This window comes from Stenotrophomonas sp. STEN021 (assembly GCF_056760175.1).
On sequence record NZ_JBRREH010000047.1, the window covers coordinates 12,349 to 36,708 of the forward strand.

Below are 24,360 nucleotides of genomic sequence, written 5' to 3' on the forward strand. Positions count from 1 at the left end.
TCGTAGCTGCTGCTGCGAATCAGCTGTGATCGCGCAGGAAGCGGGCCATCGACGAAACGCCCGGTACCGCAGGCTCGAACTCACCGGCAACATCGATGAAGCCGCGCATGATGGCGATGTCGCGCGGGCTGCGGTTGATCGCATCACGCATCTCCGGATCGGCACCGGCGCGCAACAGCCGCTGCACCAGTTGCGGCAGGCCGTGCAGTGCCGCCAGGTGCAACGGGCCGAAGCCGCGCGGGTCGCGTACGTCCAGCGAAACCTCTTCGTCGAGCAGTCGATCCACGGCGGCCAGCACCACGCTCTCGTCGCAGGCCGTGCCCGGTTCGGCGCGCGCGCCCAACAGCAACAGCAGCGGCGTTACCGTGCCAGCCGAGGCCTGGTCCGGCTCAGCACCGGCCAACAGCAAGGTATCCAGCAAGGCCAGCAGACGGGTGCGATCACGTGAAGTGAAACCGTACAGCGCCGCGCAATGCAGCGGCGCCAACTGCTGGTCATCACCGGCATGCACGTCGGCACCGGCAGTGAGCAGGCGCGCGGCAATATCAGGCAGACCCAGCGCAGCAGCCAGCATCAGCACGGTGACGCCACCGGGCAGACGATGTTCAAGCTTGGCGCCGGCATTGAGCAGGGCGGCCACGATGGTGGTCTGGCGCATGCTCACTGCCGCCGACAACGGGGTGGCGCCGCTGGCAGCGGCGTGCTGCGGGTCGGCGCTGCGCGACAGCAGCAGGTCCACCACTGCGGCATGTCCGCCGCCAGCTGCACGCAGCAGCCCGGTACAGCCCTGCGCATCGACGGCATCGACTGCAAAACCAAGATTCAGCAGGCGCCGCACCGCATCGGCGTCGCCAGCCATCGCCGCAGCAGCGACGTCGGCGTCGCGCAGGGCGCGCAGCGGCAACTGCCAGCCACGCCAATCAAGCAGATCGGCCAGATCACGGCGACCGCTGGACAGCGCAACGCCCAGCGGCGTCTGCCCATCAGCTGCGCGTGCATCCGGCGATGCGCCCTGCAGCACCAGCTGCTTGAGCGCGGACTCGCGTGCCAAGGCGGTGGCCAGATGCAGTGCGGTCATGCCGTGGCTGTCGCGCGCCTCGCGATCGACGCCATTGAGCAGCAGATGGTGCTGCAGCTTCAGCCAGCCCAGACGCACTGCCAGCGACAGTGCCGGATCACCGGCCGGCGAAGCGGCAAACGGATCAGCGCCGCGCTCCAGCAGCTCCAACGCGAACTGTTCGGTGCTGCGCGCGCCATGGTCGTGCTGGGCGCAGGCGGCAAGGAAGCGGGTCAAGCCACCACGACCGGCAGGCGACACGCCCCGCTGCAGCAATACCTGCAGGGTCGGGATCGCATCGACGCCGCGCGACAACAGCGCGAACATCGGCGTATCCGCGCAGGCGTCGAGCACTTCCGGCGCGGCGCCCTGTGCCAGCAGCCAATCAACCACGCGCGGCTGCAAGGCCAGCTCCGGATCATGCAGCAGGCCGCCCAGTTCATCGGCCGCACACAGCTTGGCCAAGGGCGCCATGCCATCGACGTTGCCGAACACCAGCGCCTCGCGCAGCAGAGCCAGCGGTGCGCGGTCGTTGAGCACCGGCACTGCGTCGCCATCAGCACCCTCGGCGTTGCTGGCGGCTGCATCGCTGACCGCAGCTGGCAGCGGGTAACTCGGGTCGAGCAGCGAGACAATGCTCCAACGGCCGGCCGAGGCTGCGTGCTCGATGGCGCGACGGCCATCGCTGCCGACCACATCGGCAGCGATGCCCAGATCCAACAGGCGGCGGATCAGTGCCGCCGACACATGTTCGGCGCGGCTGGCCAGCAGCAAGGCATTGCTGCCCTCGCCATCGACCGCATGCACGTCTGGCTTGTGCGCCAGCAGGCGCTCCAGCACCGCCGCATTGCCCTGCGAAGCGGCATCCAACCACGGCGTGCGGCCGGCTGCATCACGCGGCTCCACATTGGCGCCGGCATTGAGCAGGGTTTCAACGATATCCACGTGGCCAGCCAAGGCGGCTTCGTGCAGGGCGCTGCGACGCTGACGGTCACGCGCATCCAAGCGTGCCTTGTGTTTGAGCAGCAGCTGCACGCCGGCCGGGTCATCATCATCGGTGGCCGCGGCCTGGACCAGCACCGGCACACCATCAGCAGGCTCGACCTTGGCACCACGTTCCAGCAGGAACTTGCCCAATCGCCAGTTACCTGCCTGGCAGGCCACCGCCAGCGGACTGTGGCCGTCATTGTTGAGGGCGTCGATCTCGGCAGCGGCATCGCGCAGCAAGGCCGCAACGCCCGGATCGGAACTGCGCGCGGCATGGTGCAGCGGGGTGTTGCCATCGGCATCGGGCGTGCGTGGATCGGCACCATTGGCCAGCAAGGTCATCACCGCTTCCGGGCGGCCGTGCCAGCTGTCGCGGGTGGCTGCCAGCAATGGGGTCATGCCCTTGTGCGCCAGGTTGACGTCGACGCCACGGCTGATCAGTGCACGCAACAGGCGCAGGTCGGGCAGCACTGCTGCCAGCACCGCCAGGCTGCGCTGGTCACGTGACTCGGCCGGGGCCGGCGCATGCGGATCGGCACCGGCATCCAACAGCTGCAGGGCGCGATCGATGCGGCCACCACGGGCAGCGTCATACAACTGCGGCACCAGCTGGTGCTGGGCAATGGGCTCCAGCGGTGCCGGCTCGGCCAGCGCTTCGGCAAATGGGTCGAATACCGCTTGTTGTACGTCACCGGCCTTGCTGGCACCGGCGGCCGGTGCGCTGCGCATGGACTGCAGCAGGTGATGCAGCAAGGGCGCTGCAGCCGCAGTAGCTATGGCCAGCGGCCAACGCAGGCTGTCGCCTACCAGGCCCGGCCAGGCCGCCGCAACGATGGCTGCGCATAGCAGCAACACCACCGCTGCCGCGCCCAGACCATGCCAGGAATCCAGACTGCGGCCGCTCAAGGCCTGCCATTGCATGCGCAGCGAGCTGTCCTCGCGCTCCATCGCCTGCCATAGCGGCCAGGTACGCCAGAGCGCCAACAACGCCACGCTGACCGCAATGCTCAGCGCCAGCACCGCCGCCAGGCTGCCGCTGTCATGCAGCGCCGCCAACGGCCAGGACACCAAGACCGCAACCACCGCCGCGCCACCGCTCCACAGCCCCAACAGACCGGGCAGTTCGCGTTTGAATACGGCCAGCGACGGCGCCACCGTGCGGGTGCGCCGCCACCATGACACCGCCAGCGCAAATGCGGGCTGAGCCAGCACGCCACACACAGCCGCAACCACGCCACCCAGCGCCGTGGCCAGGGTCAGCAACACCCCAAGGCCCAGCGCGGCAGCAACAATGCGGCTACGCAATACTTCAGTCATCGCGACCGTCGATGCGAGCGATCTTCACCGGTGCCAACGGCAACGGCGGCGCCTGCAGATGGAAACCGCGCTCGGCCAGGTTGGCGCGCACCAGCGCAACGTCGGCCTGGGCCAGGCGGCGTTCGGGGGTCAGCGCAACCTCCAGCACGAAGGTATAAGGGGCCAGGGAGTTGCCCAGCACGGCCGGGATCACTTCGAAATCATCACGCTTGGCGAGGTACACGTAGGTGTCCTGCTTGCGTTGGCTTTTATAGACGTAAGCTTGCATGCCAGCGGGCTTTGCCCTGCATTGAGAGTCAGAGATTGTGTCGGAAATCTGGCGCTGTTGAAAGGTATCTGCCCAGCAACGACGGTTATTTTCCGCCCTTTGTACATTCATCTACATCAAGATTTTGTTGAGGGTGCGCTGTATCCGTAAGTTGTCAGCGCTCCTTGCTGGCGCCGGACAAGCGGTCGGCAACTGACTGAATACAGCCCCTGCATGACCCACCGAAGCACCACGGTGCACGCCTTCGCACAAACCGCCCGTGCTTCATGGACCATCCGAATCCTGCAACCAGCCAGGGCAGCGAGCTCATCAAGGGCAGCACCCCACCTGCCCGGCAGGGCCGGCTGCTCGCGTCAGCATCCCGTCACCACAAACAGCCCAGTAGCGAACCTGCTTGCTGAGCGCGACAACGTGGGAGATCAGGCTGGCCAGCGTCGGAAAATCAACGAGGTATTGATGCCGCCAAATGCGAAGTTGTTGCTCATTGCGTATTCGGTCTGCAGCTGGCGTCCTTCACCGGCGATGTAATCCAGTTCGCCGCAGCGCGGGTCGATCTCGCTCAGGTTCAAGGTCGGTGCGAACCAGCCTTCGCGCATCATTTCCATGGTCAGCCAGGCTTCGAACGCACCGCAGGCGCCGAGCATATGGCCGACATAGCTCTTCAACGAGCTGATTGGCAGCCTGTTGCCGAACACCTGCGCGGTGGCCTGGGTTTCGGCGATATCACCGTGATCGGTGGCAGTGCCGTGGGCATTGACGTAGCCGATCTGCGCCGCGTCCAGGCCGGCATCCTGCAAGGCCAGGCGCATTGCCTGGGCCATGGTGTCCGCGCTGGGTTGGGTGACGTGCTGGCCATCGCTGTTGGTGCCGTAGCCCACCACTTCGGCCAGGATATTGGCGCCGCGTGCCTGTGCATGTTCCAGCTCTTCCAGCACCAGGGTGCAGGCACCTTCGCCCAGCACCAGACCATCGCGATGTGCGTCGAACGGACTGGGTGTGGTCTGCGGCGCATCATTGCGCACGCTGGTGGCGAACAAGGTGTCGAACACCGCCGCCGCGGTTGCGTCCAACTGCTCGGAGCCACCGCCCAGCATCACCGTCTGCTTGCCCGAGCGGATTGCCTCATAGGCCGAACCCACGCCCTGGCTGCCCGAGGTGCAGGCGCTGGAGGTGGTGTAGAAGCGTCCACACAGCCCGAAAAACACGCCGATATTGACCGGCGCGGTGTGGCTCATCATCTTCAGGTAGGTGGTTGCACTGATGCCTTCGGTGGTCAGCTCATGCAGCATGCGCCCGAACTCACCGGTTGCATCGTGGCAGCCGGACGAGGAACCGTAGGCGACGCCGGCCATCCCGCTGCGCAGCACCGGGTGGCCAAGCAGGCCTGCCTGCTCCAGCGCCATCTCCGTGGCGCGCACCGCCATCACCGCAACCCGCCCCATCGAACGGGTGGTCTTGCGGTTGTAATTGGATGGCAGCTCGAACGACTGCGCCGGTGCGGCAAGTTTGGTGTTCAGCCCCGCATAGATGTCCCACTGCGGCATCTGCTGCACCGCATTGCGGTACGAGCCCAGATGCGCGCGGATGCTGGGCCAGTCGTGGCCCAACGGACTCAGTGCGGCCGCACCGGTGACGACGACACGACGATCCTGATACGCCATCAGACCATTCCTCCGTTGACCGAAATCACCTGCCGGGTGATGTACGCGGCCGGTTCGGACAATAGAAAAGCCACTGTGGCCGCCACTTCATCCGGCTTGCCGACACGCCCGGCAGGAATCAATTTCAATGCGTGCTCGACGACTTCTTCGTTGAGCATCTCGGTTTCAATCAGCCCGGGCGCGACGCAATTGACGGTGATGCCACGGCTGGCAAGCTCCAGTGCCAGCGCCTTGGTCGCACCGATGATGCCGGCCTTGGATGCACTGTAGTTGACCTGGCCGCGATTACCGGCCACACCCGATACGGACGACAAGGTGACAATCCGGCCCGGCTTGCGCCGCCGCACCATCGGCATGATCAGCGGGTGCAACACGTTGTAGAAACCGTCCAGGTTGGTGTGGATGACCTGGTCCCAGTCATCCTCGCTCAGCGCCGGGAAGGCGCCATCGCGGGCAATACCGGCATTGCAGACCACGCCATAGTAGGCACCGTGCTGCTGCACATCGGCCTCCAATGCCGCACGCGCAGCGGCACGGTCGGCAACATCGAACGCCAGCACGCGCGCCTGCCCGCCTGCCGCCTGGACCTGCGCGACCACCGCCTGCGCTTCCTCGACACGGCTGCGGCAATGCACCACCACGGCAAAGCCATCGCGCGCGATACGCAGCGCAATCGCCCGCCCGATACCACGACTGGCCCCAGTGACCAATACGCTCAAATTCTCAGTCATGCCTCTCCACTCTCCAGATACGCCATCGCATCGGCCGGCTCGAACACCGACACATTGGCCACGGCCCATTGCTCATCGCCCGCCTGCAAGCTGCAGGCAAACATCCCCAGCCCATTGTCCGCCAGCAGCTCGCAGCGCGCATCAATGCGCAGGCGGGTGCCGCTGGGGAAGACATCGCGCGTGCTGGTGTAACGCCGGCTGCCCAACAGGAAGCCGATATTCGGCGGCCGCCCGGCGCGACGCGCGCGGCAGCCCGCCCAGGCCGCGATGGCCTGCGCCATGTATTCGATACCCACCCAGGCCGGCACCCCGCCGTCTTCCACAAACAGGCCTTCGTAGGGCACCACCAGCTCGGCCTGGATGGTTTCCTCGTCCCAGTGCAGCACACGGTCCAACAGGCACATCCCGTCCCGGTGCGGCACGACTTCCTCGATGGGGAAACACTCAGCCATGCGTGGTTTTCTCCATGGCCAGCACGGCATTGCTGCCGCCAAACGCGAACGAGCTGCTCAGCACCCGCTGCGGCGCTGTCGCTGCACGCATGCCCGGCGTCACCAGGGCCAGTGGCGGCAGCGCGTCATCGGCTTCACCGTCCCACCAATGCGGCGGCAGCTGCTGCCCGGGGTTCTCGGCCAGGGTGATCCAGCACATTGCGGCCTCAATCACGCCTGACGCACCGAGCGTGTGCCCGGTCAGCGGCTTGGTGGAACTGCATGGCACACCGATGCCGAAGGTATCGGCCACAGCCACGCTTTCCATCGCATCGTTGTGCTGGGTCGCGGTGCCATGCAGGTTGATGTAATCGACAGAGTCCGCTTCCCAGCCGGCACGCTGCAAGGCCTGACGCATCGCCAGGGCTGCGCCCTGCCCGCTCGGGTCGGGCGCTGACATATGGTGCGCATCGGAAGTTTCCCCCCAACCCGCCAGCTGCACCGGCCCGGGCTCGCGGGTCATCAGGAACACGCCCGCACCTTCGCCGATATTGATGCCACAGCGATTGCGCGAAAAAGGATTGCAGCGCGATGCGGAGACGGACTCCAACGCGCTGAAACCAGCAACGGTGAAGCGGCACAGCGAATCCGCACCGCCGGCAATCACCGCATCCACCACACCGCTACGCAGCAACCGCGCCGCTGACATCAAGGCCTTGGCGCTGGACGAGCACGCCGTGGACAGCACCCATGCCGGGCCATCGATGCCCAGGTAGCTGCGCACGAAGCGCGCCGCCGTGCCCATCTCCTGCTGCGCGTAGTCAAACTGCGGCGGCCACGCACCGCTGGCGTTGTACGCAGCCAGCGCTGCTTCGGATTCACCAATGCCCGAGGTGCTGGTACCCATCACCACCGCCACGCGCCCGCTGCCGTAGCGGGCAATTGCCGCGCGCGCGGCCGGCTCGATCTGCCGCAGTGCAGCCAACAACAGCGCATTGTTGCGCCCATGCAGCGCCACCGGCAGGTCCTGCAACGACGGCAGCGCGGCCTGCACCGCGCCCACCACCAGCGAACGCCCGGGAATCACCGTATCGCTCAGCGCCGAACCAGCCAGCTGCGGCTGGAACAAGGCCTGCGCGATCTGTGCCCGATCCGCGCCCAATGCGCAGATCACACCCAGCTCGTTCAAATACACCGCACTCATGGTTGCTGCACCTGCATGTCTATCGAATGGATCTGCAACGAATAACCTTCGGCACGATTGTCCAGCAGCAGCGTGCCATCGGTGCTGCGTTGCAACTCCAGCCAGGTTGTACTGCCCTGGCGCAACTGCCGGCGCACGCCGTCATCCTGCACCGACCAGCCGCTGGGCAGTGCCGTGGCAATCGCTGCGGTAGGCCACAGCGCGAACTGCAGGTCATCCAGTACCCGCTCGGCACGCACCTGTGGCGGCAGCCATGGTGCGCGCTCCTGCTGCAAGTGTTCGCCGTCCCGGCGCAGCCGCACACCGGTGCGGCCCATCGCCTGCACGGCAAGCTGCAGCTGCTGTGCGTCAGCCTCCAACAGCGCATCGAGCTCGCGCTCGTGGCTGCCAAAGCGGAACTGCAGCTGCTGCTGCAGTGCCAACGGCGCCGGCAGGCTGGCTGGCGACAAACGCAGCGTCGGCAGCTCAACCAGTGGCTTGGGCATGCGGCCCGCGCATGCGGCCAGCAACAAGCAGACAACAAGACTGGTGATCAGGCGCCGCACAGTTCCTCCAGCACGCGCATGCGTCGCCCACTCTCATCGGCCACGTAGGGATTTCTGGTATCCCAGGCATAACCGGCCAGGATCGAGCAGATCATGCTGCGGATCTCCGGCTGCTGATCGGGGTGGTAGATGATCTTCTGGAAGCCGCCCTGGTACCACGCCTCGACGAAACGGCGGAAGGTTTTGACACCGGCACGCAGGGGCACCGAGAACTCGGCTTCCCAGTCCACGTTCTCGCCCGCGTAGCGGCGCGCAAGGCATTCACTGGCCAACTGCGCCGACTTGAAGGCGATGGTGACGCCGGAGGAAAACACAGGATCGAGAAATTCGCCGGCATTGCCCAGCAAGGCGTAGCCCGGGCCATGCAGCGAGCTGACATTGGCCGAATAACCGGTGATGCGACGCACCGGCAGCACTGCCCACTCGGCATTGGCCAGCAGTCGGCTCAGGTTGGGGTCTTCGCTGACAATGGCCTGCAGCTTCTGCAGGTCTTCGCCCTCGTAGCGCTCGAAGAACGACGGCTCGGCCACCACGCCCAGCGAGCAGCAGCCGTTGGAGAACGGAATCGTCCAATACCAGACGTCGATATGCTCGGGATGGGTGGTGATCAGGATCTTGTTGCGGTCGAAGCCCGCATCCACCGGGATGTGATCACGCACGTGGCAGAAGATCGCACCGCGCACCGGGAAGTTGGATGGTGACTCCAGCTGCAGCAGACGCGGCAACAAACGTGCAAAACCCGAGGCATCCAGAATGAAGTCGGCTTCGATACGGTACTCGCTGCCATCCGGGCGACGCACCGTCACCGCAGGCTGCTCGCCCGGCTCCACTGCCAGCACTTCATCGCCAAAGCGCAGGGTGGTGCCCATGCGTTCGGCACCACGCGCCAGCACATTGTCGAAGTCGGCGCGCTGCACCTGATAGGTGGTTCCCCAGCCTGGCGAGAACTTGTTGCGGAAATCGAACGCAGTGCGCGCCTCGCCGTGCACGAAGGCCGCGCCATTCTTGTACTGGAAGCCAGCTTCCACCACGTCCTGCAGCAATCCTGCCGCCTCGATGTATTCCATGCTCTGCGGCAGCAGGCTCTCGCCGATGGAAAAGCGCGGGAACTGCTGGCGCTCGATCATCAACACCTGGCGGCCCTGCTTGCGCAGCATCGCCGCTGCGACCGAGCCAGCCGGGCCTGCGCCGATGATCAGGATTTCAGTACGTTCCACGTTGGGTGCCATCGATGCGTCCTTGAGAGTCCAGTTACAAGTCGAAAATCAATCTGCCACAGGTGCGTGCGGCGGCGGCCGGAACAGCGGCGAGATCAGCCAGACCAGGCCGATGCCGAACAGCAGGGTCAAACCGAACGCGCGCAACGCCGGCGTCGCCGACAAGCCCAGCAAGCCGAATGACAACCAGGTACTGGCCGCGCCCACGCACACCGCCAACCATGCGCTGGCGTCGCCGCGGTGTTCGACCAGGAAGATGCCGTAGTCGATGCCCATGCCCAGCAGCAACATCAGCGCCAGCATGTTGAACAGCTGCAGCGGTTGGCCTAGCAGACCCAGCAAGCCCAGGGTCAACATGCCCGCCAACAGGGTCGGCGCGAATACCCGCCAGGCGTTGCGCTTGTAGCGCAGCGCCAGCGCGCCGAATACCAACGCGATGCCGACCAGCAGCATGCCGCCCATCAGCTTGCGGTAGTGGCCAAGCAGACGTGAGAAGTCAGCAGTGCGGTCAACCCAGCGCACGCCGTCCAGACCGTTGGCGACGTCACCCAGGGTGGTCAGCGCATCAGCACGCGAGAGATCATCCACCATCACCACGCTGGCCACCTGGCCGCCCAACCGGCCAACCCACAGGTGACGGAACGGCTGCGATGCCGGCGAGGCCAGGAAGGCTTCGGCGGTCAACGGTGCCGACGAGAATGCTGGCCGCGCCAAAGGCTCGCCAACCGCTTCCGAGACCATTGCCAGCACCTGCGGTTCGGCAGCAGCAGTCAGCGCCGCATCCGCCTGCTGGCGTGCCGGCGACGGCAGCCAATCACTGATCGCACGGTAGCCGCCAATCCTTCCACTGTCGGCCAATGCCCGCAGCTTTGCGGTCAGCGCCTCTTCGCGCTGCAACAACTGCGCCGCGTCGGCCCCCTGCACCAGATAGAACTGCGCCGGACTGGGCATGCCCAGCAACTGACTGAGGCGGATCTGCTCGGCCATCAATTGTGGCGGCGAGGACTGCAGGCTGCGCAGGTCATCGTCGGTCTGCAGGCGCGCAATGCCGATGCCCGACACCAGCAGCACCGCGATCGTCACCAGCAGCATCTGTCGGCCGCTGTGCAGGCGCGGCCAGCGTTCCAGCGTATTGCCCAGCCATTGCGAGAAGCGGGTGGGCGCGATCTGACCACCATCCAGGTACGGGAACCAGAAGATCACCGTGGCGAACGCCGCGGTCAGCCCGACCACCGAGAACACCGCCATCTGCCGCAGACCGGGGAACGGCGCCAGACCCAATGCCACATAGGCCAGCGCGCTGGTCAGCAAGGCCAGGCACAGGCCAGGCAGCAGATGCCGCAGCAGCTTCCAGCGGCGTTCGGCCGGCTCAGCCTGGCGCGACGCGAACCAGTGAATGCCGTAGTCCTCGGCCACGCCCACCAGCGACGCGCCGAACACCAGCGTCAATACATGCACCTTGCCGAACACCAGCACAGTGACCGCCAAGGCTACACCGCAGCCAATCAGCAGGGAGGCGGCAACCAGCAGGATCGGCCGCAACGAGCGGAATGCCAACCACACCAGCAGCAACACCGCGGCCAGCGATCCCCAGCCAATAGTGTTGATCTCGAGGTTGGCCTGTGATGCCGCGGCTTCGGCATGTAAGGGCACGCCGGCATGCAGGATTTCCAGGTCCGGCGCCGCGCCGCGTGCGGCATTGCCGGCGCGTGTCAGCAGCGCATCAAGATGGCGCTCGCCATCCAGCTGGAAGGCCGAATCGCGGGTTTCATACTGCAGCACCGCCCAATGCCGACCTTCGGCTTCGAGCAGGCCGTCTTCGCCCAGCTGCAGGCCGGAGCCACGCGCCTGCTGCTGCCACCACTGCGGCCACAGCGACAACGGGTCCTGCCGCCACTCGGTCAGGCGTGGCGCGCCCATCGGCCCATACAGACTGGCCAATGCCTGCTCGCCCAGCAGCGTCGGATCGGCCTGCTGCAATTGCTGGCGTTGCTCGGCGGTGAGCAGGCGGTCGCGCCACGGCGCGTAGAAGTCGCGCGCCTGCTCGAACCAGCCTTCAATCGAACCGCTGGGCTGCAGCAAAGCGGTGTCGGGGTCATTGGCCATGCTGCCGGCGAATGCATCCTGCGCGCGCTTGCTCGCTTCACTGTCCGCGCTACCCAGCAACACCACCACCTGGCGCGCACTGCCATCGGCGATGCGACGGGTGACATCGGACAGCAGCCTGTCGTGCGCATCCTGCGGCAGCAACGCCAGGATGTCGGTATCAATACGCGACTGCGTGCTCCACAGCTGCCATTGCTGCACGCCAAGAACAATCAGCAACAGCAGCCAGGCCAAGCCCAGCCAATGCCACCAACGCCGCAGGCGCTCGGATGCCTCCACGTGCGGTTCAGTCAAAACGGCGTGCCTCATCGGCACTGAGCGCAGCCGGAGCCTCGGTCAATGCGCTGAACTGGATCAGGGTGCGGTCCTGGTTGGCCTCGATGATCTCCACCTGGCGCACGTAGCGATCACCCTGCAAGGACAGCGACTGGAAGGCCTTGGCCAACATCGCCGACTTCGGCGTCAACTGCAGCCTCCAGCCCTGGCCTTCGCGCTGTGCCTTGATGTTGAACTGGCTGGACAAGGCCTGTACGTCGCCACTCATCAGCGCGAACATGATCGCGTTGACCGAGCGCATTGCCGGCTGCTGACGCGCATCCAGTTCCACCCGGCTGGTCCCATCACGCTGACGGCTGAGGATGCGGTCGGCAGTGACCACGACTTCCGACGGGAACGGGCGCTGCGTGGTCCAGATCACGCCGTGCTGGCGCGCCACCACGAACTGCCCCTGCGAGCGCAGCGGATTCTTGAAGCCGCTGACCTGCTTGTCCTGGGTGAACTGCCCACGCAGCACATCCGGTCGCGCCACCGACTGGGTGATCGCGTCCACCGCCGCGTCGGCGGCATGGCTGATCGGCGCCAGCATCAGCAGCAGTGCGCACAAAGCAACACGCGGATACATCGACAGACGCGTGATCATGGCGCCGGCACTCCCAGGCGCTCCCACAGTACCGGCGGGCTCTGGTACAGCATTTCCTTGCTGGCAGCGTCCACTGCCACCTGGATGGTGTGGGCGCGGGTCAGCAGCTGGCCATCAGCGGCAGCATGGATCTGATAATCGATTTTCAAGCGGTTTTCCCACTCGCTGATCTGCGCACGCACCCGCAAGGCCTGCTGGTACAGCAGCGGACGGATGTACTTGACCCGCGCATCCACCACCGGCCACAGATAGCCGGATTCCAGCATCTGCGGATAGTCGTAGTCGTAGCGCTGCAACAGCGCACAGCGCGCGATCTCGAAATACTTGAAGTAATTGCCGTGCCAGACCACATGCATTGGATCGCAATCATGGAAGGCCGGTGACAGCTCAATTTCGGCTACAAGCTCAACGGTCGACATACAACTCCCAACGCTGTGCGCGGATCTCCTCCAGCAACTGCCGCAGTTCGCCATCCAGCGCGCGGTCCTCTTCGACCAGGGCGATGCGCTGCCCCAGGTCGGCGTACATGTCGGCCAGACTGCCATGCAGCTGCGCGTTCATGCCAACCCTTTCGCGCAGGGCCAGGCCCTGGCGGGCTGCGATCAACATCGCCGCCACCACCTGTTCAGTCAGCTCGATCACGCGCAGGCAGTCGCGCGCGGCGATGGTGCCCATGCTGACCTTGTCCTGGTTGTGGCATTCGGTGGAACGCGAGAACACCGAGGCCGGCATGGTCTGCTTGAGCGCTTCGGCGGTCCAGGCCGAGACGCTGATCTGCAGCGCCTTCAGGCCGTGGTTGATGGCCGCACGTGGGCCACTGGCGGCCGACAGATTGGCCGGCAGGCCGTGGTTGTAGCGTGCGTCCACCAGCAGCGCGAGCTGCCGGTCGAGCAGGTCGGCAAGATTGGCGACGGTGTTCTTCAGGGTGTCCATCGCCAGCGCGATGTGGCCGCCGTAGAAGTGGCCGCCGTGCAGGATGCGCTCGCCTTCGGCATCGATCAGCGGATTGTCGTTGGCACTGTTCAGCTCGGTTTCGATCAGCTGGCGCAGGAACGGCAACGTGTCTTCCAGCACACCGATCACGTGAGGTGCGCAACGCAACGAGTAGCGGTCCTGCAGGCGCTCGGCATTGCGCGGCGGGCGTTCGCTGTGCAGGTCCTCGCGCAGGCGCGCGGCGATGCGCATCTGTCCCGGATGCGGCTTGGCGGCAAACAGGGTTTCATCGAAGTGATGCGCGTTGCCGTCACTGGCCAACACATTGAACGCGGTCAGACGTGTGGTCAGGCGCGACAGGTAGTCGGCGCGCTGCCAGGCCAGGCAGGCCAGGCCGGTCATCACCGCGGTGCCGTTCATGATCGCCAGGCCTTCCTTGGGACGCAGCCGCAACGGCGTCATGCCGATATCCACCAACGCGTCCGCCGCGCTCTGCACACGCCCCTGGTAGAACACCTCGCGCTCGCCACACAGCACTGCCGCCACATACGACAGCGGGGTCAGGTCACCACTGGCGCCGACCGAACCTTCGGCCGGAATCATCGGCAGGACGTCGTGCTGCAGCAGGCTGGTCAGCCTTTCCAGCAGCGGCAGGCTGACGCCGGACATGCCGCGCACCAGCGAGGCAAGCCGCGCAGCCAACACCGCGCGCGTCTCCACCGGGTCCAGATAGCGGCCCAGCCCACAGCCATGGTAGGTGTACAGATGGTGCGGCAGTTCAGCGACCAGCGCGGGCGGAATGTTGACCGTGCAGGAGTCGCCATAGCCAGTGGTCACGCCGTAGACGACGCCATCCTCGCGCAACAGGCGGTCAAGAAAGTCCGCACCCTGCTGGATGCGACCACGGAAACCGGCCTCGTCACTGAGCAACGCGGCGCGCTTGCGCTGCGCCAGCGCGACCACGTCTTCGATGGTCAACGGTGCATCGCCGAAGCGGCACGCGGGAGCTTGCTTATTCTGCATGGGGGGCTTGGTCCCAGAAGGGGAAGAAGTTGAACCAGTCCATCGGCGACTGGATGAGTTGCCGCTCCAGCCAACAGGCAAATGCCTGCGCCTGGCCGGCCAGCGCCGCATCACGCGAGCCACGCGGCAACACGATGCGATCACTGAAATGTTCAAACACAACGCGGTAGCCCTGCCCCTGATGCAGGCAGGCCATGGTGTAGACCGGGCAGCCCAGCGCGGCAGCCAGTGCATAGGCACCGATCGGAAACGGCGCGCGGTGGCCGAGGAAATCCGCCATCACCGTGCGCCCACCCTGCACCGGCACGCGATCACCGACGATGGCGACAAAGCCACCCTCGGCGACACGGCGGCTCAGTGCCAGTGCGGTGTCCGGGCCCATCGAAGTCACCTGCATCAACTCCACCTGCGCCAGCGGATCCAGCCGCTGCAGCAAACGGTTGAAGCGTTGCGCGTGCGCGGTATGCACCAGCACGGTGATGCGGAAGCCGGGCACCTGCTCGGCCAATACCTGGCACAGTTCCAGGCAGCCGATATGCGCGGTGAGCAGCAGGCCGCCTTCGCGGCGGGCGATCCTGTCCAGCATAAGGTCGCGCTGCAGCTCGATGCGCTCGGCCGGGTAACGACCGCCCAGGCCAAGCATCTTGTCCAGCAAGGTATCGGCGAAGCAGAAAAAATGGCGGAGACTGTCACGACAACGCGGCGCCCGTCCAAGCGCGCCGGTATGCGCCTGCAGCCGCTGCAGATACTGCAGCGACGCACGCCGCCCTACCCCATTACCCAGCCAGTGACACAGCACCACCGGCCACACGCAGAGACGGAACGGCCAACGCCCGAACCAACGATGCACCCAACACAGGAACAGCACGCCGGCCACCGAGGTGGACTCGCCGATATCGGCCCAGTGCGGTGTGTTGTTGGTGGCCACTACCGCGCCCCCTGCAGCCGCCGCCAAAGCATGCGCGGGCTGCGCCACACCATGCCGAAGAACAGCCGGGTATGCATGCGGCTGATGCGTACGTTGTCGCGCCACACGTCAAAGTGCGACACACCATCGGAGGGATAGGTGACGCGGGTGGGCAGATGGATCACCGGCAGCTGCCGCCAGAACAGGCGCACCAGGATCTCACTGTCGAAGTCCATGCGCCTGCCAATGGTTTCCTCGGCGGCAAGCCGTACTACCGGCGGCAAGGGATACACCCGGAAGCCGCACATCGAATCGCGCAGGTGCAGCGACAAGGTATTGATCCACACCCACACATGGGTGAGGTAGCGCCCGTACAGACGCGCCTTGGGCACGCTCTCGTCATACACCGGCACGCCGCAGATCACCGCCTGTGGCTGCGCCTGCGACAAGGCCACGAAGCGCGGCAGATCGCCGGTGTCGTGCTGGCCATCCGCATCGATCTGCACCACGTGGCTGTAGCCCAGCCGTGCCGCCTCGGCGAAGCCGGCCAACATCGCGCCGCCCTTGCCCTGGTTCTGCTCCAGACGCAGCAGATCAACCTCGGCCTGCTGCGCCAGCGCAAGCAGCACCTGCGCGCAGCCAGGATGCGAGCCATCATCCACCAGCAGGCAGGGTAGGCCCGCAGCGCGCACGCCGTCGACCACAGCAGCTATTGCCTGCTCATGGTCGTATACGGGAATCACCACCAGCGCCGCAAAGGCGCCCTTGGCCTGCAGTGCATCACGCATCGGCAAATACCACCTTGCCGCTGGCATGCACGCCATGTTCGGAGCTGTAGCGAAAGCCCAGCACACCGCGTGCGGCATCCCAGTCCAACTGCAACGACAGCAGCTGTCCCGGCCGCGCTACATGCTGGAACTTGACCGCATCCATACGCTCGAAGCGCGGCGGCATGCTGAACACCTGCCGGCCATAGCGGATGGCCCAATCCAACTGGGCGACCCCGGGCAGAATCCGCGCCTGCGGAAAGTGTCCTTCGAACACCCGCAGTGCCGGGTCCAGCGCCAGTTCGGCAATGGCATTGCTGGGCGAGCGCTCAAGCCAACGCGGCGTTGGCATCAGCGGCTGGAACAGCGCGGCCAAGGCAGCCTGAGTGACCTTGCCCTGTGCATTGAGCGGCAAGGCACTGAGCAGACGCCAGCGACGCGGGCGTGTCACCGCGTCATGGCTGTGTGCCAATACCGCTGCCAGATGCTGCTGGAATGCACGGCGGGCGGCATCATCGCCGGCAATCAGCCCTGCATCCGTCGGCACCACCACCGCTGCGAGTTGTTCGCGCGCACCCGGCAATACCAGTACCCGCACATCCTCGACCTGCGGGTCGGCACGCAGCGCGCGTTCCAGCGCATCCAGCGATACCCGCCGTTCTTCGATCTTGACGATGCGGTCGGCGCGCCCCAGCAGGCGGAAGCGGCCTTGGGCCAAGGCTTCCACGCGATCCTGGGTCTGCCACCAAGCCGTTGTCGGCAGATGCGCCGAGGCCACCATCAGGCAGCCGTCCTCGATCCGCCACTGCACGCCAGGCAGTGGCTGCCAGGTCGGCGCAGCAGCATCCCAACGACGCCAGGCGACACCACCGGTCTCGCTGCTGCCATAGACCTCGGTGGGCGCCACGCCCAACAACTGCCGCACCTGCTGCGCAGCATCTGCCGGCAACGGGCCACCGGAAGAAAACACCGCGCGCAGGCGCCCGTGCAGCGCCGCCCAATCCAATTGCTCGGGCAAGCGTTTCAGGTGCGCAGGCGTTGCCACCAGCACGCTGTCAGCAGCGCCCAGTACCTTGATCAGGTCTTCATGGAAGAAGCGACGCGGCTGGATTGCACGCCCCGCCGCCAGTGGCCACAGCACCCGGAACAACAGCCCGTAGATATGCTGGTGCGAGACCGTGCCGTGAACCTGGGCACCCTCCAGCTCGGCGCCAAAGGCGGACTGCAAGGCGTCCACTTCGCGCGCCAGCTGATCCAGCCGCTTACTGATCGCGCTGGGCTCGCCGGTGCTGCCGGAGGTGAATACCACCAGCTCGCAGGCACGTTCATCCAAGGGTTCCAATGCAATGTCGGCGGGCGCAGCCACTGCGGCCAACGGCGCATGCACTGGATCGACGTCACCGGCAAAGCCACTTACCCGCGACTGCAGTTCAGCCAGGCTGGCCGGCAGATTGTCGGCGGCCAGAAACACGCGCTTACCGGCATGCCAGGCACCAAACAAGGCCGCCGCGAACGGCAGCGCCTCATCAAAGTACAGCGCCCAGTCGCGGCCGGGCGCGCCGGCAAATGCCTGCTGCCACGCCATGACCTGCTGGCGGAATGCAGGGTGCGCAACCATCACGCCCTCGCACAGGCCGACGCAACGCGCCGGCTGCGGCTGCAGCAGCAACCGGTCCAGAGCGATCCACTCAGACATGGGCGTGCGCGGCCTTCACTCGCCGCCGTACCAGCCACTCACCTGCAAACAACACAGCCATCATCACGTACGCCAACAATCCGTTGTACAGCGCCCAGGTCCGGTCCGACGCCCATAGCGCGGTCACCAGGGCCAGGCCCCCATTGAGAACAAAAAAGCCACACCAGACCTGGGTCACCTTGCGGGTATAGGCCACCGCAAAGGGCGGCAGATCCGGCTCCTGCAGGCGCGCCAGACGCTCCACCACCGGCGGCCCAAACCGCAGGCTGGTAGCAAACACCAGCAACATCACCACGTTGACCAGCAACGGGTAAAGCTTCAATGGCAGCGCCTGATTGAGCAGGGTGGTCAACAAGGCCAGCACGCCGGCACCTGCTGCAGCCACCATCCACAGCGGTTGGCGGCTGGTCAACGCCCGCAACAAGGCCAGCGCAAACAACAGCAGCGCCATCCAGCGGGGCTCGAAACGCCCCATCGCCAGATACACCAGCAACGGATAGGCAACCGTCAACAGGCCAAAGGCGAGCGCGCGGAACCGCGTCATGCCAGGCCTCTGCCGGTCCGGTCAGGCGGCAGCTTGATCGGGCAGCAGGCCATGCACGACGTCAACCACGTCCTGCACGGTGCGCACCGCCTTGAAGGCCTCCGGCTGCAGGTTGCGGCCGAGCAGCGGCTTGAGCTGCACGATCAGATCCACTGCATCGATGCTGTCGATGTCCAGGTCTTCGTACAGGCGTGCCTCGGGCTTGATCCGCTCCGGCGCAATCTCAAAACTGTCGTTGAGAATGCGAACGATATGGTCGAACAATTCACTCTTGGTCATGGCAATTCCTGGCCCGGTTACGACTGACGGGCAGCGACAAACTCGCTGAGCGCGCGCACGCTGGAAAAATGGCGGCGGGTCTCTTCCGAGTCAGTCGACAGGCTGACCCCATACTTTTTCTGCAGCGCCAGACCGAGCTCCAATGCATCGATGGAGTCCAGGCCCAGCCCTTCCACGAACAGCGGCGCGGCGGAATCAATATCCTCCGGCGCAATGTCTTCCAGTGACAACGATGAAATGATCAATTCCTTGATCTCGTGCTCAAGTGCCTGCACGGTTCGGATCTCCAGCAAGATCGAAATAATGGGTGAGGTGGTCGGTAAGGCGGCGCGCGGCCAACGCATCCCCTTTTGACGTCGGGGTATCGACCAGAAACGGGTGGATCTGAATATCTTCACCCACCTCGATCCGAACGTGGAAACGCCGCGGCGGCACACGATACCATTTCTGCCCCTTACCAAGGGTTGCCGGGCTGCAGCGGATGTGCACAGGTGTGACGTCAAGCTCCCCCCTGACTGCGATATTTGCCGCCCCGCGCTGCAGCCGCAAGGGCTGGCCGGGCACGCTGCGGGTACCTTCCGGGAAGATCACCAGACTGCCGCCGGCCTGCACCGCAGCAATGCAATCCTCCACCAGGCCGGCGCCGTCGTCATTGGATATGTAGCCAGCCGCACGCACCGGTCCGCGCATGAATGGGTTGATGGCCACCGCACGTTTGACCACGCAATCGGCATTTGGCAGCAGCGACACCAGGAACACCACATCGATCAGGGTCGGGTGGTTGGCCAACACCAGCAGGCCCCGCCGCTGCAGGCGCTCAGCGCCAACGATCTCGTAGGTCAGCACGCCGAGCTGACGCATCAGCCCGATATGCCCGGCAAAGCTGAGTTGCACCAGGCGCCGGGCAATCCGGCGTCGGCGCCGCTCGTCGCGGATCAGCAGCAGCGCTGGCATCACCAGACCACCCAGCAGCAAACCGCCAATGCCGAAGGCAGCAAAACTGAGCCCGGTGGCGAACACCCGCCAAGCATGATTGAGCCGAGCGCGCCCAGCCTCAGCCATGCCGCGCCCAGACCCAGTCTTGCCCATCAACGGTATTGATCATGCCGGCATCTTCCGACAAAAGGAACCGATGCGCAGCCAAGCCTCGCGGCAACAGCGGTTCCTCGGAGGCCGCCTGGGCAGCCCGCCAGGCCAGACTGAGCCGGGTGCCGGGCTGATCGGCACGGCGCAGCCGCCAGCACCAGGCAAAGCCGGCATCGGGCTCATCCGCAAACCCGGCATACAGGGCAGGCAACGGTGCCTCGTAGACAATCACCCGCACTTCTGGCGCGCCATCGGCCAGCAGGCCAAATGCCTCCACGCAGGCCGCCTCCACCGTCGCCGCCCCAGCCGCAAGCGCAAGATAGTTGCTGCGGCTGCCGCGCATGATCGAGTACAGCGCAGCCACCGCGTTATGCACGGACAGACCAAACGCGGTCGGCGACATCGGCTCCTGCCCCACCAGCGACTGCAGCAAGGCCAGCGAACGCGCCACATCGCCATGGCGGGAGGCGAACACCAACGGGATGTCGGATTCATCCTCGGCCTGCTCGCACCAGCAGGCCGCCTGGATCGCCATGCGTCCGAGCCGCTCGATGCGCCGCCGCTGCATCGCCGGCACTTCCAGCAACGCCGGCGCAGCCTCACCCTGGGGCAGCCAGGGCTGCTCAGCCCAGGCCCGCCATTGCTCCGGCGTCGTCAGGCCCGGCGCCCACGCCGACCAACCGGCCACTGAGAATTCGATCATTGCCACCACTGCAATCCAACTACATGAAGCGTGAAGCCCAGCTTGACTGAGCAGCGCATTCCCCCGAATTACGCCGCGATACCTGCAAAAACGGCATCTGCTGGGACCATGGAGCGTGGCAAGCTATCATGAGACCCGGCCATTGGCAGCAGATTCACGGTATGGGCAACAGCAACCTCTTCATGCAGCAAGCTACCGCTGCCCAGCCCGGCACTCCGCATTCAGCGTTTCGCGCCAGCTACCTCCCGGCACAACAAGCCGGCGCTGCGCTGGCTGATCCCCGCACCCTGGCCGTGTTCGGATTCAACGCCGGACCGGCACTGCACGACGCGCCGCATTGGCTGCAGGTGCCATTGGCGATGCATGGCGCTGACCAGGTCGAAGTCTGGCAAGGCAATACCACTGCCGAGCATGGCAGCAGCGGCGCCCTACAGTGGTCACGCAACGCCGAGCTGCTGTTCACGTCCATCGAAGTGGCCGAAATCGATGGCGACATCGAGGCCGCCACGGCAACGGCGTACGCCACATTGAGTAGATTCCTGTCGCACAGTGACTACCCGTCGCTGCTGCGTACCTGGAATTACCTTGATGCCATCACCGAAGGCGATGACGACAACGAGCGCTACCGCCGCTTCTGCCTGGGCCGCGTGCGCGGCCTGCAGGTGGTGAATGACGCAGCAATGCCCGCCGCCACCTGCATCGGCTGTTTTGACGGCCGCCGCCGGGTGCAGGTGTATTGCCTGTCCGCTCGCCAGCCAGGCACGCCACTGGAAAACCCGCGCCAAGTCAGCGCCTATGCCTATCCGCGCCAATACGGCCCGCAGTCACCCAGCTTTGCACGCGCCATGCTGCCGCCACTTGCGACCGGCCTGCCGCTGCTGCAATCAGGCACCGCCGCCATCGTCGGCCACCGCTCGCAACACCTCGGCTCGGTGGCAATGCAGCTGGACGAAACGTTGACCAACCTGCAGAGCCTGATCGAGCATGCCCGCCAACAGCGGCCAGAACTCGCACCCCAGCTGGGAGAGCAATCACTGCTCAAGGTGTACGTCCGCAATCCACAGGACGCAGCCGAGGTAAGCCTGCAACTGCAGCAGCGCGGCCTGGCCGAGTCCAGTTTCATCGTGCTGCACGGCGAAGTCTGCCGGGCCGAACTACTGGTGGAAATCGAAGGCCTGCACGGCTGAGAACCGTTCCACTACGCCCGGCCCGGCGTAGCGGCCGGGCCAGATCAACACGGGTTCAGTGATAGCCGGTTTCGGCGGTCACCTTGCCGCGGAACACCCGGTACGACCACACCGTATAGCCGAGGATCACCGGCAGCAGCAGCACCAGCCCGACCATGCTGAAACCCAGCGACGACGCCGGCGCGGCGGCCTGCCACAGGGTCAGGTGCGGCGGCAGCAGGTAGGGCCACATGCCCAGCACCAGGCCGACGAAGCCGAGCACGAACAGCGCCAGGGTCAGCAGGAACGGCGGCAGGTCGCGGCGTGGGTGCATGGCGCTGCGCCACAGCGCCACCGCCACCGCGAGGGTCAGCAGCGGCACCGGCGACAGCCACCAGAAGTTGCCATCGCTGAACCAGCGCTCCATCACCCGCGACTGCAGGAACGGCAGCCAGGTGCTCACCAACCCCATGAACACGATCACCGCCACCATCAATGGCCGCGTCAGCGAGCGCGCCAGCGCCTGTTCCCGGCCCTCGGTCTTGAGGATCAGCCAGGTGCTGCCGAGCAGTGCATAGCCGGTGACCACCGCCACGCCAGTCAGCATCGAGAACGGGCTGAACCAGCCGAATGCACCGCCGCTGTAATGCCCGTCCTGCATCGGCAGGCCCTGCACCAGCGCGCCCAGGATCACCCCCTGCGCGAACGCCGCCAGCAGCGAGCCCATCGCAAACGACACACTCCACAGCGCGCGCGAGCGATGTGCCTTGAAGCGGAACTCGAAGGCCACGCCGCGGAACACCAGCCCCATCACCAGCAGCAGCACCGGCAGGTACAGGCCCGACAACAGCACCGCATAGGCCTTGGGAAACGCCGCCATCAGGCCTGCGCCGCCGAGCACCAGCCAGGTTTCATTGCCGTCCCAGATCGGCGCGGCGGTATTCATCATCACGTCGAGTTGCTGCTCATCCTCGGCAAACGGCGCAAGGATGCCAATGCCAAGCACGAAGCCATCCAGCACCACGTACATCAGCACGCCGAAACCAATCACCGCGAACCATGCCACCGGCAGCCAGGTTGTCATCTCCATGTCAGCGCTCCTCCAGTGGTTCGTTGACGCCGGACAGCGGCCGCGCCGGGGTATGCATGCCGTCATCGCGCGGCGGCAGATCATGCGGCTTGGGCCCACTGCGCATGATCTTGACCAGGTACCAGATGCCCCAGCCGAACACGAACAGATAGCCGATCACATAGATGGCAAGTGACAGCACCGTCATCCACACGCTCTGCGTGCCAACTGCATCGGCGGTACGCAGCACACCGTAGACCACCCACGGTTGTCGCCCCATCTCGGTGACGAACCAACCGGCCACCAGCGCAATGAAGCCGCTGGGCAGCATCCAGTTCCAGCCGCGCAGCAACCAGGTCGACTGCAGCAGGCGCCCACGCCACAACTGGAAGGCCGAGATCCAGGCCAGCACCAGCATCAGCGAGCCGATCCCGACCATGATGCGGAACGCATAGAACACCGGCACCACCGGCGGTCGCTCGCTGGCCGGCACCGAGGTCAGCGGCGCGAACGTACCGTCCGTGCTGTGAGTCAGGATCACGCTGCCGAGCTTGGGGATGGCGATTTCGTAATCGTTGCGCTCTTCTTTTTCGTTCGGCACCGCGAACACCACCAGCGGCACGCCTTCGCCTGGCTTGGTTTCATGCCAGTGCGCTTCCATCGCCGCGATCTTCATCGGCTGGTGCTCCAGCGTGTTCAAGCCGTGCATGTCGCCGACGAAGATCTGCAGCGGCACCGTCAATGCGGCGAATGCGACCGCGGCCACCAGCATCTTGCGGCCAGCGTCCACATGCACGCCACGGCGCAGGTACCAGGCACCGACGCCGCCGATAACAAAGCAGGTGGTGATGAAGGAACCGAGCGCCATATGCGCCAGGCGATACGGGAACGAGGGATTGAACACCACCTGCCACCAGTCCTGCGGATGCACGATGCCATCGACCAACGTGTAGCCGGCCGGCGTGTGCAACCAGCTGTTGGAAGACAGAATCCAGAACGTGGAGAACAGCGTGCCCAGCGCCACCATGCAGGTGGAGAAGAAGTGCAGGCGCGGCGAAACTTTTTCCCAGCCAAACAGCATCACGCCGAGGAAACTGGCTTCGAGGAAGAATGCGGTCAGTACCTCATAGGTCAGCAAGGGCCCGATCACCGTACCGGCCACCTCGCTCAGCCGCGGCCAGTTGGTGCCGAACTGGAAGGCCATGACGATGCCGCTGACCACGCCCATGCCGAAGGACACGGCGAAGATCTTCTGCCAGAAGAAGAACAACTCGCGCCAGACCGGATCGCGGGTACGCAGCCAGCGCCATTCGACGAAGGCCAACCAACTGGCCGTACCGATGGTGAAGGCTGGGAACAGCACATGAAAACTGACGACGAACCCGAACTGGATCCGGGACAACAGCAGCGCTTCCACGGGCGCTTCTCCGCAATTCTTTAATTGGGGCAATTCTGGTCCTGTATTGGTTAAGAACGGATGTGACCGGATGTCGCAGTGCGTCAAAAAGTCGCACAGCTATCGCCCCCTCCCTTTTGTCGAAGACAAAGGGGAGGGTTGGGGAGGGGTCGGCTTTTGCCCCCTCCCTTTGGCGCAGCCAAGGGGAGGGCTGGGGAGGGGTGCGCTTTTGGCCGCCCCTGTAGTGGGGGGGGGGGGGGGGGGGGGGGGGGGGGGGGGGGGGGGGGGGGCGGGGCGCGGGGGGGGGGCGCGCGGCGCGGCGGCCCGGCCGGCGGCGGCGGCAGCACA

The 24,360-nt window shown here is 65.5% G+C and carries 23 protein-coding genes; 1 reads left to right on the plus strand and 22 read right to left on the minus strand.

The window, feature by feature from the left end; all coding sequences use genetic code 11:
• Positions 1 to 19 precede the first annotated feature (19 nt).
• The 20 genes from ACVOL0_RS11640 to ACVOL0_RS11735 all read right to left on the minus strand — a co-directional run bounded on the left by ACVOL0_RS11640 (position 20) and on the right by ACVOL0_RS11735 (position 20,381).
• Positions 20 to 3,361: an ankyrin repeat domain-containing protein gene (locus ACVOL0_RS11640; RefSeq protein WP_481549242.1), complete on the minus strand. Its 3,342-nt coding sequence runs from the start codon at positions 3,359 to 3,361 to the stop codon at positions 20 to 22.
• Positions 3,354 to 3,629, minus strand: coding sequence for a YcgL domain-containing protein (locus ACVOL0_RS11645; RefSeq protein ID WP_481549243.1), 276 nt, complete (start codon positions 3,627 to 3,629; stop codon positions 3,354 to 3,356). Before ACVOL0_RS11645 ends, ACVOL0_RS11640 begins: the two co-directional genes overlap by 8 nt.
• 419 nt (positions 3,630 to 4,048) lie before the next feature.
• Entirely contained in the window at positions 4,049 to 5,290 is a 1,242-nt protein-coding gene (locus ACVOL0_RS11650; protein ID WP_481549244.1) for a beta-ketoacyl-ACP synthase, read from the minus strand.
• Positions 5,290 to 6,021, minus strand: coding sequence for a 3-ketoacyl-ACP reductase FabG2 (locus tag ACVOL0_RS11655; protein ID WP_481549245.1), 732 nt, complete (start codon positions 6,019 to 6,021; stop codon positions 5,290 to 5,292). Before ACVOL0_RS11655 ends, ACVOL0_RS11650 begins: the two co-directional genes overlap by 1 nt.
• Positions 6,018 to 6,473, minus strand: coding sequence for a hotdog family protein (locus tag ACVOL0_RS11660; RefSeq protein ID WP_481549246.1), 456 nt, complete (start codon positions 6,471 to 6,473; stop codon positions 6,018 to 6,020). The genes ACVOL0_RS11655 and ACVOL0_RS11660 overlap by 4 nt, the downstream gene beginning before the upstream one ends.
• The gene (locus ACVOL0_RS11665) at positions 6,466 to 7,656 is read right to left on the minus strand and encodes a beta-ketoacyl-[acyl-carrier-protein] synthase family protein (protein WP_481549247.1); all 1,191 of its coding nucleotides are present in this window, start codon (positions 7,654 to 7,656) and stop codon (positions 6,466 to 6,468) included. Before ACVOL0_RS11665 ends, ACVOL0_RS11660 begins: the two co-directional genes overlap by 8 nt.
• Positions 7,653 to 8,201: a DUF3261 domain-containing protein gene (locus tag ACVOL0_RS11670; protein ID WP_481549248.1), complete on the minus strand. Its 549-nt coding sequence runs from the start codon at positions 8,199 to 8,201 to the stop codon at positions 7,653 to 7,655. The genes ACVOL0_RS11665 and ACVOL0_RS11670 overlap by 4 nt, the downstream gene beginning before the upstream one ends.
• A complete protein-coding gene (locus tag ACVOL0_RS11675; protein WP_481549249.1) occupies positions 8,189 to 9,430 on the minus strand; it encodes an NAD(P)/FAD-dependent oxidoreductase in 1,242 nt (413 codons plus the stop codon). Before ACVOL0_RS11675 ends, ACVOL0_RS11670 begins: the two co-directional genes overlap by 13 nt.
• Before the next feature lie 36 nt (positions 9,431 to 9,466).
• Entirely contained in the window at positions 9,467 to 11,833 is a 2,367-nt protein-coding gene (locus ACVOL0_RS11680; protein ID WP_481549250.1) for an MMPL family transporter, read from the minus strand.
• Complete coding sequence (locus ACVOL0_RS11685; RefSeq protein ID WP_481549251.1) at positions 11,811 to 12,443, minus strand: outer membrane lipoprotein carrier protein LolA; 633 nt, start codon at positions 12,441 to 12,443, stop codon at positions 11,811 to 11,813. Before ACVOL0_RS11685 ends, ACVOL0_RS11680 begins: the two co-directional genes overlap by 23 nt.
• Positions 12,440 to 12,862 (minus strand): acyl-CoA thioesterase, encoded by a 423-nt coding sequence (locus ACVOL0_RS11690; RefSeq protein ID WP_282269299.1) that lies wholly within the window; start codon positions 12,860 to 12,862, stop codon positions 12,440 to 12,442. Before ACVOL0_RS11690 ends, ACVOL0_RS11685 begins: the two co-directional genes overlap by 4 nt.
• The gene (locus ACVOL0_RS11695; protein ID WP_481549252.1) at positions 12,849 to 14,399 is read right to left on the minus strand and encodes an HAL/PAL/TAL family ammonia-lyase; all 1,551 of its coding nucleotides are present in this window, start codon (positions 14,397 to 14,399) and stop codon (positions 12,849 to 12,851) included. The genes ACVOL0_RS11690 and ACVOL0_RS11695 overlap by 14 nt, the downstream gene beginning before the upstream one ends.
• Positions 14,389 to 15,327: an LpxL/LpxP family acyltransferase gene (locus ACVOL0_RS11700; protein WP_481549253.1), complete on the minus strand. Its 939-nt coding sequence runs from the start codon at positions 15,325 to 15,327 to the stop codon at positions 14,389 to 14,391. The genes ACVOL0_RS11695 and ACVOL0_RS11700 overlap by 11 nt, the downstream gene beginning before the upstream one ends.
• Positions 15,327 to 16,094, minus strand: a complete 768-nt coding sequence (locus tag ACVOL0_RS11705; protein WP_481549254.1) for a glycosyltransferase family 2 protein — start codon at positions 16,092 to 16,094, stop codon at positions 15,327 to 15,329. Before ACVOL0_RS11705 ends, ACVOL0_RS11700 begins: the two co-directional genes overlap by 1 nt.
• Entirely contained in the window at positions 16,087 to 17,769 is a 1,683-nt protein-coding gene (locus tag ACVOL0_RS11710) for an ApeI family dehydratase (RefSeq protein WP_481549255.1), read from the minus strand. Before ACVOL0_RS11710 ends, ACVOL0_RS11705 begins: the two co-directional genes overlap by 8 nt.
• Positions 17,762 to 18,313 carry a COG4648 family protein gene (locus tag ACVOL0_RS11715; protein ID WP_481549256.1) on the minus strand — a complete coding sequence of 184 codons (552 nt, stop codon included), beginning with the start codon at positions 18,311 to 18,313 and terminating at the stop codon, positions 17,762 to 17,764. The genes ACVOL0_RS11710 and ACVOL0_RS11715 overlap by 8 nt, the downstream gene beginning before the upstream one ends.
• A 21-nt stretch (positions 18,314 to 18,334) precedes the next feature.
• Positions 18,335 to 18,592: an acyl carrier protein gene (locus tag ACVOL0_RS11720; protein WP_481549257.1), complete on the minus strand. Its 258-nt coding sequence runs from the start codon at positions 18,590 to 18,592 to the stop codon at positions 18,335 to 18,337.
• Between the two features lie 17 nt (positions 18,593 to 18,609).
• Complete coding sequence (locus ACVOL0_RS11725) at positions 18,610 to 18,867, minus strand: phosphopantetheine-binding protein (protein WP_481549258.1); 258 nt, start codon at positions 18,865 to 18,867, stop codon at positions 18,610 to 18,612.
• Positions 18,854 to 19,654 (minus strand): lysophospholipid acyltransferase family protein, encoded by an 801-nt coding sequence (locus ACVOL0_RS11730; RefSeq protein WP_481549259.1) that lies wholly within the window; start codon positions 19,652 to 19,654, stop codon positions 18,854 to 18,856. Before ACVOL0_RS11730 ends, ACVOL0_RS11725 begins: the two co-directional genes overlap by 14 nt.
• Entirely contained in the window at positions 19,647 to 20,381 is a 735-nt protein-coding gene (locus tag ACVOL0_RS11735; protein WP_481549260.1) for a beta-ketoacyl synthase chain length factor, read from the minus strand. The genes ACVOL0_RS11730 and ACVOL0_RS11735 overlap by 8 nt, the downstream gene beginning before the upstream one ends.
• Positions 20,382 to 20,563: 182 nt before the next feature.
• Between ACVOL0_RS11735 and ACVOL0_RS11740 the strand changes: the two genes are divergently transcribed.
• Positions 20,564 to 21,568 (plus strand): chorismate transformation FkbO/Hyg5 family protein, encoded by a 1,005-nt coding sequence (locus ACVOL0_RS11740; RefSeq protein ID WP_481549261.1) that lies wholly within the window; start codon positions 20,564 to 20,566, stop codon positions 21,566 to 21,568.
• A gap of 55 nt (positions 21,569 to 21,623) precedes the next feature.
• Here ACVOL0_RS11740 and cydB read toward each other — a convergent pair whose 3' ends face one another.
• Positions 21,624 to 22,637, minus strand: coding sequence for a cytochrome d ubiquinol oxidase subunit II (gene cydB, locus ACVOL0_RS11745; protein WP_481509207.1), 1,014 nt, complete (start codon positions 22,635 to 22,637; stop codon positions 21,624 to 21,626).
• A gap of 1 nt (position 22,638) precedes the next feature.
• Entirely contained in the window at positions 22,639 to 24,033 is a 1,395-nt protein-coding gene (locus ACVOL0_RS11750) for a cytochrome ubiquinol oxidase subunit I (RefSeq protein WP_481549262.1), read from the minus strand.
• Positions 24,034 to 24,360: the final 327 nt, after the last annotated feature.

Coding starts and splice junctions, on each gene's coding strand:
- ACVOL0_RS11640 (WP_481549242.1), bottom strand. CDS start 3,361: ATGACTGAAGTATTGCGTAGCCGCATTGTTGCTGCCGCGCTGGGCCTT.
- ACVOL0_RS11645 (WP_481549243.1), bottom strand. CDS start 3,629: ATGCAAGCTTACGTCTATAAAAGCCAACGCAAGCAGGACACCTACGTG.
- ACVOL0_RS11650 (WP_481549244.1), bottom strand. CDS start 5,290: ATGGCGTATCAGGATCGTCGTGTCGTCGTCACCGGTGCGGCCGCACTG.
- ACVOL0_RS11655 (WP_481549245.1), bottom strand. CDS start 6,021: ATGACTGAGAATTTGAGCGTATTGGTCACTGGGGCCAGTCGTGGTATC.
- ACVOL0_RS11660 (WP_481549246.1), bottom strand. CDS start 6,473: ATGGCTGAGTGTTTCCCCATCGAGGAAGTCGTGCCGCACCGGGACGGG.
- ACVOL0_RS11665 (WP_481549247.1), bottom strand. CDS start 7,656: ATGAGTGCGGTGTATTTGAACGAGCTGGGTGTGATCTGCGCATTGGGC.
- ACVOL0_RS11675 (WP_481549249.1), bottom strand. CDS start 9,430: ATGGCACCCAACGTGGAACGTACTGAAATCCTGATCATCGGCGCAGGC.
- ACVOL0_RS11680 (WP_481549250.1), bottom strand. CDS start 11,833: ATGAGGCACGCCGTTTTGACTGAACCGCACGTGGAGGCATCCGAGCGC.
- ACVOL0_RS11685 (WP_481549251.1), bottom strand. CDS start 12,443: ATGATCACGCGTCTGTCGATGTATCCGCGTGTTGCTTTGTGCGCACTG.
- ACVOL0_RS11690 (WP_282269299.1), bottom strand. CDS start 12,862: ATGTCGACCGTTGAGCTTGTAGCCGAAATTGAGCTGTCACCGGCCTTC.
- ACVOL0_RS11695 (WP_481549252.1), bottom strand. CDS start 14,399: ATGCAGAATAAGCAAGCTCCCGCGTGCCGCTTCGGCGATGCACCGTTG.
- ACVOL0_RS11705 (WP_481549254.1), bottom strand. CDS start 16,094: ATGCGTGATGCACTGCAGGCCAAGGGCGCCTTTGCGGCGCTGGTGGTG.
- ACVOL0_RS11710 (WP_481549255.1), bottom strand. CDS start 17,769: ATGTCTGAGTGGATCGCTCTGGACCGGTTGCTGCTGCAGCCGCAGCCG.
- ACVOL0_RS11715 (WP_481549256.1), bottom strand. CDS start 18,313: ATGACGCGGTTCCGCGCGCTCGCCTTTGGCCTGTTGACGGTTGCCTAT.
- ACVOL0_RS11720 (WP_481549257.1), bottom strand. CDS start 18,592: ATGACCAAGAGTGAATTGTTCGACCATATCGTTCGCATTCTCAACGAC.
- ACVOL0_RS11730 (WP_481549259.1), bottom strand. CDS start 19,654: ATGGCTGAGGCTGGGCGCGCTCGGCTCAATCATGCTTGGCGGGTGTTC.
- ACVOL0_RS11735 (WP_481549260.1), bottom strand. CDS start 20,381: ATGATCGAATTCTCAGTGGCCGGTTGGTCGGCGTGGGCGCCGGGCCTG.
- ACVOL0_RS11740 (WP_481549261.1), top strand. CDS start 20,564: ATGCAGCAAGCTACCGCTGCCCAGCCCGGCACTCCGCATTCAGCGTTT.
- cydB (WP_481509207.1), bottom strand. CDS start 22,637: ATGGAGATGACAACCTGGCTGCCGGTGGCATGGTTCGCGGTGATTGGT.